The sequence below is a fragment of the Luteimonas wenzhouensis genome (assembly GCF_007859305.1).
GTDB classification, from domain to species: Bacteria; Pseudomonadota; Gammaproteobacteria; order Xanthomonadales; family Xanthomonadaceae; genus Luteimonas; species Luteimonas wenzhouensis.
Genome location: NZ_VOHE01000002.1, coordinates 1 through 12701 on the forward strand (window position 1 = coordinate 1; position 12701 = coordinate 12701).

Here is a 12701-nt window from a genome sequence, read left to right on the forward strand (position 1 = left end):
CCCTGCTTGAGCACGGCAATGATCTGGGTCTCGGTGAACTTCGACTTCTTCATACAACCTCCTGGCGGGGAAAAGATGCCAGAAAGTTCTACTTATTGGGTGTCTACCGACCGGGGAAGCTTACGCATCGACCAGGTGTGGTTCGGCCCCGACGGCAGCTGCAGCGGACGGCGCTCGACGGCCACGCGATCGCGCTTGCGGCGCTTGCGCACCGCCAGGCCAGCGTTGCGGTACAGCCGGTAGATTCGCTTGTGGTTGGCGATCCAGCCCTCCCGTTCCAGCAGGATGTGCAGCCGTCGGTAGCCGAACCGGCGACGTTCGCCCGCCAACGCAACGAGCCTGGCCTGCAACGGCGCGTTCGCCATGCGCGGCTGGTAGTGCAACACGCTGCGTGACGAGCCCAGTGCCCGGCAGGCCCGCCGCTCCGACAGGCCCAGCTTCGCCCGCACGTCCGCGACGGCAGCCCGTCGCGTCGGCGGGCTCAGTATTTTCCCCGCGCCACGATCCTCAGCGCTTCGTTGTCCAGCATCGACTCGGCCAGCAGCTTCTTGAGCCGCGCGTTCTCCGCTTCCAGTGCCTTCAGGCACTTGGCGTCGGGCACATCCATGCCGCCGAACTTGCGCCGCCACAGGTAGAACGACGCGTCACTGAAACCGTGCTTGCGGCACAGCTCCTTGACCGGCGTGCCGGCGGCCGTCTGCTTCAGGAAGCCGATGATCTGTTCTTCGGTGTATCGCTTCTTCATGTCCGTCCTCTTGTGAGACGGACTCTACTAAGATCAGACTGGCCCGGATATCGGGGGGCAGGTCAGGTCTTCTGGATGCGGATATCGCTCATGCCAGCTTGGTCTCAACAATCAAGCGCAACACCTGGATGAGAGTTCCGCCATCTCTTCGGCCAGCGCTTCCTCCGGAGTTTTCCCTTCAAGGCACATTCCCATACGGTCAACACGCGCCATCCGTCCGCCAGCAGCAGATTCACGTTCCTCTCGTCACGCGCCCTGTTAGCCGAGAACTTCTCCGCCCAGAACTCCTTTCGGGTCGTTGGTGCCGTCGAATACTTGCAGCCATGCACGTGCCAGAAGCAACCGTGCACGAAAACCACGGCATTGAAGCGTGGGAACACCAGATCCGGCGATCCCGGCAGCTTTCGATCATGCAGACGGTATCGCAGGCCCAATCGGTGCATCGCCTTGCGCAGACGCATTTCTGGGCCGGTATCACGTTGTCGCACGGACGCCATGATACGAGAGCGCACCGACTTGCTCACCGTGTCCACCACAATCACACCCTCTCGACGATGCCGGTGGTGACCAACGCGTCAAGATGACGATCGAGGTTGTCGGGGATGGTGCCTCCCCGGATCAGCACACCCAGTTCCATATTGCGTTCCATGGCGGCGGTGCTGAGGTTGGCACTCGTGATGAACGCCACCGCACCATCGGCCACCGCGCATTTCGCGTGAACGGATCTCGAGGGCCAACCGCTCCCCGCCTTGCCCGCATCGGGCTTCCACACGAAGATGTTCACTGAAGGCAACGCGTCCTTCATCGCCTTCACCGAATCGAACGTGACGGCTCCACCGTGAGCCGTGGACGACTCGAGCAAGACGTCCACCTGTACGTGACGACCCACGGCGGTACGCAGGGCCCGCGTTATCGAAGGCATTTCGTACGCGACGAAACTGACCAGGAAGAGCCTATAGCGTGCCGAATCGATGACCTCGCAGAGCACCTGCTCCGTATGCCGCACCGGGACCAGTCCGGTGGATGGTCCGGTCCAGACGAGTTCGGTCGAACCAAGACTCGCCGCCATAGAGGCCGTGGCCGAAGCGGCGACGAGCGCGGCGGCGACTTCTGCCGACGAAACCTTGGACGCTTCTCGCCACGCTTGTTCCAATCGCGCAGCGAGATTCTCGTCGGTGTTGGGGCCGAAGCTCGTCTTCACGAAACCGAACTCCTCGACCGACTTCAGCGAGCCTATCTTCTTGGCGACGGCCGCCAGGCGACGAGGATGCAGCTCTAGCCCGAGTTCAGCCACCACCCGCCAGAGCTCATCCATCCCGTTCCCCCTGTAGCGGGAAGAAGGCCGCATCCTTGCAATCGAAGGTACCCACCAGCAGTGCTCGGTCGAGATAACGATTTCCACGTTCGCATGACGTTTCCGCTACGAACGCACAAGCATGGCAAGAAGCGGCGTGCAGAGAACGATCGGCCGCCGGATCGTGCTCCGAGCACAGAGGATCCGACGAACACACCCCGGCACGGACCAGGGCCTGCTCGATCAGCGATCCGAGGTTTTCCGGCTTGCCCAGTTCGACGAGCCCGCCGAGCGTACCGTCGGAGTCGGCGGCCGCCGTGTAGAGAAGAACGCCCGCCATGGGCGAAGCCGGATCGGCGCTCGCGTAGATGCGCTCGCGGATGCTCGCCGCGTTGTAGCCACACTCCAAGGCCAGCTCTCGAACGAGGAGGTGGGCGAAGGTATGCAGCATCGCGTAGCGAATGCCTGGATATCCTTGGTCCGGCGACAGGCCACGAGCGTTACGCCATCCACGATGCCCTGCAAGAAGCATCCGGTCCCGATCGAGGACTACCTGCTGACTTTCCCATGCCCTGACCGCATCCTCGCGAAAACGAATGAAGATCCCTTCGCCATGTACCTCGGTGGCCGGAACCCACTCCGGCTTGCTCCTGCACAAATCGGCCATGGGAGGGCGCTCGTCGGGATCGGTCGCCTCTTCGGGCGCTTCGACGCGCGTATAACCGACCAGCGCGTTGACCTCACGTAGCCTCTTCAAGAGGAGGACGTCGTCGATCAGTCCAGCGAAAGCACTTGGAATCTCGGTCTTCTCGCTCATGAAATGAGGCCAGTCCGATGGTGGATTCGGGCTTGCCAACACGTCCCACTCCGGCCGCTTGATGTCGCCCTCCGAGACGGTGGTCGTACCCGTCTTGCCGGCGCGCTTCTCTTCTATCGCTTTCCATATGTCCCTTGGATCGTACCGGTCGATCCCCGGTAGGCTCCCACTGGCCGCCAGGGTATCGACGACGATTTCGACCGCTTCCACCGACTTCACCTTCTCGAAATACTTCCACCCGTCGGCGACGAGTTGCGACAGCTGATCGCCTTCCATCGGAATCGCCAGCACCGAAAGCGTGATCGGAAACCAGCTGTTGGTCGCCCCGAGGAGTACGGCGCGGGCAAGCTCTTCGCAGCTGTCGTCGTAGATGTCCAGGTGTGGATTACGGCCACGGCAGGCGGGGAGGTTGTCCTGCCCCTCCTTCCCGAATGCGTGGACGAGCGAACGCGCGGCGTCGCAACCGTCACACGTCACCCACAGGTTTTCGGTTTGCAAAGACGCCCCGCGTTCGAAGAAGCGAAGCGGCCCCTTGCACTCCGAAGGACCACCGTGGACGAACCAGCGCCAGGGGAAATCGTCCAGATGGCCGTTCCGACAGGCGAGCAGGAAACGCGCCGGGACGGCATCCGACTTCCCCCCTTTCTCGCAGTTGGCATGAACGAAATGAGTCTGATCGGGGCGATAGGGGTTAGCCTTGATCTCGAACAACCCGGAATCGTACTCGGCCAGCAGGCCACAACGGACGCAACGCAGCCAGCGTGGAAACGGCCGGACCGGCACTCCGATACGCCCCTCGGCCGAAAACGGGCTGACGCCTTCCTCGCGCAGGAACGGCGGCATGCGCAATCGTTCGACCTGGTGCCCGAGAATCCGGCGCACGGCCGCCAGCAATCGCGCCTCCTCCACCGGAGGACAGCGATCCGTGTCCCACCGGTCCAGTCCCATGGTGATCACGGAAAGATTGGGCAGATCGACGAGTGCGCCGGGGCCGTAGGTCCATAACAATTGACTCGGTCTCACTTGTCCCACCGGAATACCACTCATGCCGCACCTCCTCGATCCGCGTCTTTCTTGACTCTGACCCTCCATGAGGGCGGCTCTGGCAACTTCATGTCGTCCATCACCAACTGGACGCCGGGCTCGACCTCGCGCATCGACATCGGAACCGTCAACTCGTCCCACGCCCGAGCTCCGGGCTTCTTGAGAAGACCGGCGACGTCACCCTGGCGTCGTTCGGTCTCGTAGCCGAGTCGCCGTCCCCCTTTCGTCGCCTCCTTGACCCAGCGGTCGAATCGATCCGCCACCATGGTCGCGGTATGGGTCTCGATCGCCTTCTTGCCGGTGACCAGCCAGGCACGATCCGCGATCGCCTTTCGAACCGCTCCCACCTCCGGTTTTCCCGTGCTGTCCAATCGCTCCGCGCCGAGGTTCGGGTTCAGTTCGTCCTTGTCCAATCTCAGCAGGCTCACCATGGTCCCGGTGAGTCCACGATCCATCGCGCGGGGCGCGAATGGTGTCACCGACTGAGCCTCCACGTGCTTGTAGAAGGTGGCGTGGTAGTGCTCGAACGTCTCGTAGTGCGAGAGGTCGCGGGGCCTCGCCCAAGTCAGCACCGTGCAGACGAGCCCCGGGAAGGCACGCCCGACGCGACTCGTCGCCTGGATGTATTCGGCTGTGTTCTTGGGTTGGCCGTTGACCACCATCAACCCGAGACGGTTGACGTCCACCCCAACCGAGAGCATGTTCGTGGCCAAAACGACGTCGATGGCCCTGGTCTCGTCCTTCTGCCAAACCGCCTTGAATTTCACCTCCAGCTGATCGAGCTTTCTCGGAATGTCCTTGTTGGACACGCGCGACGTGAGCTCGTCCACGTTCCGCACCGACCGTTGCGCCAGCCCCGGACGCGCGACACGACTCATCTGCACTCGGTAGGCGCGAGTCTGTACGTCGTCCTCGGCGAGGCGTCGCATGCCGCCCAACTCGCGCAAGGAGTTGAAGTAGCCGACGACCGTCATGTACGGGTCGGCCGCGTGGCCGAAGCGCTCGAACAGAGCCTGAGCCGCCGTCAGCAGAGCCACGTAGACGCGAATCAGCACGGCGGGCCTCGAACTGCCGGGTGAACATATCCCCAGGTAACGGCGACCCGGCTTGCTCTCGATCGGCCGCTGGACGGAGAAGAAGTTGTCTTCCACGTCCAGTCCGTGCGGCGGGAAGACGGCCACCTGGCGCAGGAACACGTTGTTGACCTGCTCCGCCGCCTTGCGAACGGTCGCCGTGGAGGCGATGACTTTCGGCCGGACGTCCTTGCCGTCCCACTTCCAGGTACAGAGCTCGTCCACGGCCGTCTCGTAGAGCCCCACCATGGTTCCCAGCGGGCCGCTGATCAGGTGAAATTCGTCCTGGATGACGAGATCGGGCGGTCGGATAGGCGTGATCGTTCGCGCAGTGGTGGCGGCGAGCGCCCCCTTCTTCTGGTGGTTGCCGGTACAGTCCGCCTCCGGCCAGAGCAGCCCGTGTCGAGGACATTCCGTTGTTGCCCTGCCGAACAAGGTGCGGACCTGTCCACGCCAGGCCATCATCGCGAACTTGTCCACGGTCGCCACCATCATGCTCGGCGGGCGTCGGTAGATCTCGTCGTCCACCACCTTCACGGGCAATCCCTGGTGGTTGGACCTGGCGTGGCTGAAGTCACAACGCCCGAGCTTGTCGCCGCAATAGACGACCGTCCTGCCGCTATCGCGATCCACGCGGATGTCACGCCCAGGAGCGATCTCGGAACCGCACCAGGGGCAGAAGGTGAGCTGGGCCGGCGTCGAGCCAGTACCATACTTGCCGGCTCGCTCCTTCTCGATGGCCGCGTGGCTTTCCTCGGTCGTGTTCGGCGTCACGCGCTGACCGACCCAAAGGCCGATGGTGAAAGGCTCGTCGCCCCATTTCTTCGGGTCGACCCGTCGCAGCACCTCCATCGCGCAGATCAACGCGGTGGCTCGTTGGAACTGCTGCAGGGTGAGCAGACGCAAGGTGTATCGCATGATCACGGCCAGACCGCGTCTCGCGTCGTAACCACCGACAGTCCCCTGTAGCCTGCGCACCGCCATGGTGAAAGCCGCCACTCCGAGGTAGGCCTCGGTCTTACCACCACCGGTGGGGAACCAAAGCAGATCGGCGTAGGCCTCGAGCGGCTCGGTCCGGTCCCGATGATGGGGATCGGCGAGGGCCGGAATGGAAAGCAGAACGAAAGCCAACTGGAATGGACGCCATGATGGCTTCTCGCGCTTCTCCAATTCGGAAAGATCGGGCGCTCCGCCACGACGGCGTTCCAGCGAATAGACGCTGCGGAGGCGCTGCATCGACATGGCCCGATTCGCGAAGCGGAAAGCCTCGAGCGCTCGGTCGTCCGAACCGAGCACCTGTACGCCTTCCCTCAGGCGCTCCAGCACCGCCTGACACCGGCCCATCGCATCCGACGCCACCTTGTCGTATCCGACGACGTCGCCACCGATCCGGGCACGTTGCTCGGCAATCCAGACGGCATAGTCATCGACGAGAGCGGTGAGCGCGTCGACGAGATCGGAGCGATCCATGGTCGCCAGCCGATTCATGTCGAGCCAACCTTCCTCCACCATCCGTCGCATGGCCGGCCGGTCCTCGGGTCGGGAGCCAGGTGTCTCCGTGACACGAATCTCGTAGCGCGGCAGAACCTCCGTACGTACCTCGACGGCATGCTCGACGTCGTCCGAAGCAGTCTCGGAATGCACGGAAACGCCGTGTCCAACGGCGAATTCCACCCGGCGCCGGTAAATCATCTCCAACGCCAACCTTTCCTCATCCGGATGGGTGGCTTGTAGGTTCGGCTTGCGACGAAAGACAGGGCGTCGCTCTGGATCGCGAACGACCAGCTCGGGCTGGAAAATCCACGCTGCATCCTGGTTCTGGTCGGGAAGCTCCTGGGTGTTGACCAAGAACAGTGTCACCAGGCGGTCCCCGTTCGGGAGTGGCGAACGTACGGTTCCTTGGATCACCACGGCGGGGCACTCGCCGTCCGGAGCGATCGGGGCGATTTCGCCATCCCGCATGGGAAGGACCAGCCTGCCGCCCGAGGGGATACGCTTCCAGGCCCTCAGGGGCTTGCTCGTCTTCTCGTCCAAGTGCCGCTCGCTTTCGCCGCGCTCGTAGCGCCCCCAGCGGGCTTCGACTTCCAGTGCCGTGACGTCCGCGTCGACGCAGAACGTGATGCCGAACGACGACGGCACCAGCGACTGGTTGGTGGATGCGTCTATCTCGCGCGGCCCTTCCTCGGCCTCGACACGACCGCTGGTGCCCGCGAGGTCGTCTTCCTCCTCGACCCGACTGTCGCGGGGCGCGAGTTTCCCCACCAGATAGCGGTCACGCACGCTCATCTCGACGATCTCTTCGCGCGGACCGTCGGCGGGGCCGAGCAGGTCGTCGGTGACCGCCGCTTCGAGGAGTTCCCGGACATAGGCCTGCTCGTCCGGCGTGTCGCCCACGATCGTGGGAAACGCCGACCAGTCGAGACCGGTGGTGGTCTTCAAGGCGCTCGCGAAGACCGACCAATCGAGGCGGCCAATCGCACCGGCAGAGGTAGGCAAGGCGACGCCGACGGAAGCGTGGGCGATCGGCGACGGCAGACGGACCACACCGTCGAAATGGAACACCACCTCGTCGTGCATGGTACGGACGCGATAGACCCTTGCGAAAGCGACGGCATTGCCCATCGGCCCGTCGGCGATCAGGAAACCGTCACCTTCCCCGATCGCGGCGAAGTCATAGCTCTGCCCCTGCACACGCAGCGAGAACGTCTCGAATCTCGCCTCAGCGCCGAGGCGAACGAGCCATGCATTCGGAAGCCCACCAGTACCGGCGGTCGTATCGTTCTTGTCCATTTCATCCATAAGTCACCAACCTCGTCGGCGTTCGACCGAATCGATACGCCTCTCGATTCAAAAAGGGTTTCACACCCGCTCATCGGTCGCCATAAAGCTCCGTATGGTCGACACGCTCTTTCACGGTTCGCGTTATCGGTTCAATGTCGCGATGAGGAACGACGCGAGCAATGTTTTCCGCATCCTCTGTCAAGCCGATCGCGACGGTGAGCCTGCCCCCGATTTCGGTACCGAACTGTGGGAACTTCGCGCCGAGCGGATCCATCTCGATGAACCGGAATCGGCTCGACGAACCGATCCGTCGTAACAGATCGAGCTGTCCCGCTTCGATGGCCCGGCGATAGAGTTCACAACCGGATCCGCCGCCGGTCACGAATATCGGCAGCCCTTCGCGCCATACAGAACCCTTGGGATACTCCCCAAGCCGAGTGCGCTGCTCCGTAACTCCTCGTGTATTGGTACGGGTGCCGTCGATCACGTTCGCGATGCATTTCGCGACTTTATTCACGAACTCCGAATCGATGGTGTCTACCTCGTTCGGACGCCTGCCGTATCGCTTCGCGAAGCCATCGGCAGGCTCGACCGGCGCTGCATCGTCCCATGCGAAATCGAGGTCGAGCTTGGAATGACGATTGTGGTACAGGTAGTGGGTTCCGAGCAGACGCACGGCGGAGAAAAAGATCGGAACTCGCGGCGAGGAATCCTGATTGTTCGGCAAGACGACGTTGAACGTCGCCACGTCGAGAGTCGCCGCACCGATGTCGATCAGCGCGTGCAATCCTTCACTCACCTGGGGCGATACGAGGTAACCGGCGATCTGCGCCACGAACTCCGGCACGACACCCGGCTCCGTCTCGAGGCCGACGTCCGCTTCGTCATTCCTCCACGCGGCGGCGATGTTCGACTCGCGGAGATCGTCCACTCCCGCCAGCCGCCAAGCGATCCGAGCGATGCGTCGGAACAGTTCGACGACCTCCGGTCTCTCGTGTGGCTCGGTGGGGCATCCGAAGTTCAATTCCCAACGAAGCGAACGGGCCACCAGTTTCCGCCCGACTTCCGGGTGCCGATACAGGAACGCTCTGGCGTAGCGGATGACCAGGGCGAGATATGCCAGGGTGGCCGTTGGACACTCGTCGGAGCCGGCCATCTCTATGACCGGGAGCTTGAGATTCCCCCGGATATCGGAATCGGCAAGTCGCCGCCAACAGTACTCGCCATTCGATGTGCGGCAAACGAAGCCAGGCGTCACGTAGCGCCCGGTCGGCGACTCGTCGCCGGTGACCGCGGACCAATCGACGGGGACCAGATCGACACCCGCTCGAATCGCCACTTTCGTGAAGGCGGTTCCGAAATCCACGCCGATTCTGACGACCATGGGCGCAGCTCTCCCGCCCTGGTAATCGGGGTGCTGCAATGACCTGCCAGCGTCGCTCCAATCCGGCATGACCAGCGAGCGCCCCGCATCGATGCGTGGCCGAAAGACCGGCGTCGGCGCCGTCCGGTTCGAAGGCGTGGGTCGGTTCTCGGAAGAGGAACCAGCGTGGCTCGGGCCGACCGGTTTTTCGCCATCTACCCGCCCCCTCATCATACTGGCCGTCCCGACACCGGAGCGATTGCTCGCTCCACCGGACGCTCTCCCACCGGAAGGCGCGGGTTTCGAGTGAAGTGCGTCGTCGCGTCGATCGTGAGCCGGCGCTTCGGGAACGTCGGGTTTTCCATCCTGGCGTACCGTTACCTTCGACGTCACTCCGAACAGGGCTCGTTTGGCGTCCCGAAGTTGTTCTTTCCAGCTCTTCACGGCCTTTGCCCCTCCCGCACCACGTCCACGAGCAAGACGCAGATCTCACGCGTTTCCGCCGAAAAAGACTGGCTCTTCCTGGCCAGCGTCGCCCGGCGCGTCTCCATCCTCGCCAGGAAGTCCTCCAGCTTCTTGCGCTCCGCGTTCGCCAGCCCCTTGCGTCGCTTGCCATCCGGGCTGTTCCCATACAGCGAAGCGAAGGTCTCGTGACTCGCGATGCGTTTCTCGAATCCTTCACGTTTCTTGCGGACGTGGTCGTCCAGCAGCTGCGACAGCACGTCGGCACGATCACGGTTTTCGCGCCACTTCTCGTCCTTGAGTGCCCTGTAGCGATCTCTGAGAAATTCCTCGCATCGCTCCACGGCGGCTACCCCGGCCTCGGAAGCGACATCGACCGCTACCGTCGGCCAGTCGACGCCGGATTGCCTGACCGTGTCGAGCAGGGTTTCCGCTGCTCGATCGTCGCGGGACAAATCCCGATCGAGCGATACGGCAGCGACAAGAAGATGTTCTTCCTCCTTAACGCCCGAAAAACTCGCCAATCGGGCCATCAGGACGTATCGGCCCGCCGCGACGCCATTGGTGGCGACTCTGGACGCATAGAGCGGAAAGTGGGCCTCACCGTCTTCGGCCTTGTGCGACAGGAAGCGGACGATCGGGTGGAAGCGATGGACGATCTCTTCCCCGGGTTTCGGCTTCTCGGTGATCCTGTCGGTGAAGCGGCAACGCCGTGTCTGGCCGGTGCCCAGGCCGGTCTTCCCGACCAGATTCTCCTTTCGGACGAACTCGTCCAGCTCCGCCGCCAAGCCGGGGCTCAGGCCGATGTCGAAGGTGTCGGGCTCGCCGCGTGCCGCGACGAACCGGCAGCCTGGAACGCTCTTGAGGTAACCGTCCACGTATCGGATCAGGTCGTGGCGGGTGACGGTCCTTCCCTCTCCACGCGCCGCTTCGATCTGCGCCAGCAACTGCTGGCCATGGGCGACCAGTTGGATCGCCTCTCGCTCCAGCTCCTCTTGTTTGCGTTTGGCGTTCTCGATCGCGAGCGCCACTTCCTCGATCAGGCGCGCTTCTTCCGCAGCTGTCAGATGCTTGGAGAGCAGCACGTCTTCGAGGCGCCTGACCTTGCCCAGGATCTCTTCCGTTTCACCCAGTGTGCTCTCGAAGACACCGATGCGCTTGGCCAAACGGGTCAAGATCATGGCGTCGATGGTCTCCTTGTGCACGAAGTTCCAGACCAGGATGCGGTTCGACCGTTGCCCGATTCGATCGATACGGCCGATACGCTGCTCGATGCGCATCGGGTTCCACGGCAAGTCGTAATTGACCACGAGCCTGCAGAACTGCAGATCGACGCCCTCGGCGGCCACGTCGGTGCACACCAACACACGGCAGGTGCGATCTTCCCGAAAGGCGTTGACCACCATTTCCTTGTCGAACTCTGCGCCCCCCATCAGCAGCCCCGCCTCGACGTTCTCGGCGGAGAGTCGATCGACGAGATAGCGGGCCGTGCCACGGAAGGTCGTGAACACGATCGCCTTGTCCTCACGATCCTCGGCCAGGAACTTCTTCAAGGCATCCTTCAGCTTCGCGAACTTCGAATCCTGCCGGGTGAGTTCGCCAGGATCGAACTCGCGGAGCACCCGATCGGCCAGATACCGCCTGAGCCCCGACGACGCGTCCCTTATCCTGTCTTCGTCCTCGTCCGTCTCGTCCGACGCCACGGCCATGGCGTCCGCGTCCATCACGTCGTCGCGCCAGGTGCGCAGCAGTGCGGCGGGGCTGGACGCGACCATCCGCTGGGGCGTACTGAGGAGGAAGCCGTGCTCGATGCCGTTGATCAGCGCGTACTCCCGCGTACCCTCAGTGATCGCCTGGTAAAGCTCCGCTTCGACGGGCGACATCTCCGCCTCGAACACGGTGACGTCACGCAGGACCCGATCGGTCTGCACTTCGCGCTTTCGCGTACGGGTGACGATGTGCGCGATCAGGTTGAGCCGCTCGATCTTGGCCGCGAATTCGACGCGCCTCTCGTTCGTCCATTCCCCGACCGCCTCGGCTTCCTCGATCAGACGATCGACGCGCTCGGATCTCTCGAAGTAACGCGACGACTTAATCTGCTGAATCGCATCCACGATGCGCCGGGCGTCGCTCGACGGATTACGGACCACGTCGCTGGCGGCGATCACCGGACGATTGGCGAGGACGACGTTTCGGAAGTCCTCCGGATACTCGAAATGATCCGGGTCGAGCAGACGCAATACGTTGAACAGATCGTCCGAGTCGAGGTTGATCGGCGTGGCCGACAGCATCACCTGATGCGTGCTGACGTCGCGCAACAGGCTTCCGGTTCGCCACGCGCCCGTCTCTTCGTTGCGCATGTAGTGCGCTTCGTCGAAGATCACCAAGTCGAGCAGGGGCTCCCGGTCGGCGTGGCGATAGAGAAGGTCGGCGAGCCTGGCACGGGCCGACCGGCGCGGGGTGTCGCTCTGGGACGGATCCCAGCCGCTCGGAACACGGATGCCTTGGTAGCTGACGATCCATGCCCTTTCCCGGTGCTCGCTCGAATCGAGATCCTGCAAGAGTTCGGCCGCATCGACGACACGCGCGTCGAGACCGAAACGCGACGAGAGTTCGAGTCGCCACTTCTCCCTCAGCATCGCGGGGCAAACGACGAGCAACCGTCGCATGTCGTAACGGGCTCGCAGTTCGGTCCAGATCAGTCCCGCCTCGATCGTCTTGCCCAGGCCAACCTCGTCCGCTATCAACAGGCCGTTGACCGGCGAGTCCAGCAGGGTCAGCAACGGCTTGTACTGGTGCGGATAGAAATCCGTCTCCGTCAACCCCATGGCGTAGACGACGCTCGACAGCCGACCTGCGAGGTGGACGTGCGTGAGCAGCCGCCGCAGGTCGTCCACCCGCCCGTAGCGCCCCTCCCGGATCAGCTCGTGGACGTCGTCGTCGCCCGACTCGGCCTCGACCAGCTCATCCTCGTAATGCCAATCCAGGCGGCCGTTCCAGTTCACCCGGTACTGGAGGCCGGAGGCGCGCGGACGGGTCTGGTCGGTAACCGTGCCGATCTTGGCCGGATCGTCGATGTGGCGGACGAGTTGTCCTGGATTCCATGGCATGTCGGGCGTTCC

General features: G+C 63.3%; 6 protein-coding genes and 1 pseudogene. All 7 read right to left on the reverse strand.

The features are described 5' to 3' along the window. Positions 1-125: 125 nt before the first annotated feature. A pseudogene (locus FQY79_RS03460) lies at positions 126-745 on the reverse strand (IS3-like element ISPa39 family transposase); the annotation flags it as partial. 104 nt (positions 746-849) lie between these two features. Further along, positions 850-1269: a very short patch repair endonuclease gene (locus FQY79_RS03465; protein ID WP_246122991.1), complete on the reverse strand. Its 420-nt coding sequence runs from the start codon at positions 1267-1269 to the stop codon at positions 850-852. 14 nt (positions 1270-1283) lie between these two features. Continuing rightward, positions 1284-2060: a DISARM system phospholipase D-like protein DrmC gene (drmC, locus tag FQY79_RS03470; protein ID WP_146310864.1), complete on the reverse strand. Its 777-nt coding sequence runs from the start codon at positions 2058-2060 to the stop codon at positions 1284-1286. Next, positions 2053-3903: a DUF1998 domain-containing protein gene (gene drmB / locus FQY79_RS03475; protein ID WP_146310866.1), complete on the reverse strand. Its 1851-nt coding sequence runs from the start codon at positions 3901-3903 to the stop codon at positions 2053-2055. Before drmB ends, drmC begins: the two co-directional genes overlap by 8 nt. Beyond that, on the reverse strand, positions 3900-7763 hold the full coding sequence (gene drmA / locus FQY79_RS03480; protein ID WP_146310868.1) for a DISARM system helicase DrmA: 3864 nt from the start codon (positions 7761-7763) through the stop codon (positions 3900-3902). Before drmA ends, drmB begins: the two co-directional genes overlap by 4 nt. Positions 7764-7842: 79 nt before the next feature. Then, complete coding sequence (locus FQY79_RS03485) at positions 7843-9138, reverse strand: hypothetical protein (RefSeq protein WP_222434240.1); 1296 nt, start codon at positions 9136-9138, stop codon at positions 7843-7845. A gap of 419 nt (positions 9139-9557) precedes the next feature. Continuing rightward, positions 9558-12689 carry a DISARM system SNF2-like helicase DrmD gene (gene drmD / locus FQY79_RS03490; protein ID WP_146310871.1) on the reverse strand — a complete coding sequence of 1044 codons (3132 nt, stop codon included), beginning with the start codon at positions 12687-12689 and terminating at the stop codon, positions 9558-9560. Between the last annotated feature and the right edge of the window lie 12 nt (positions 12690-12701).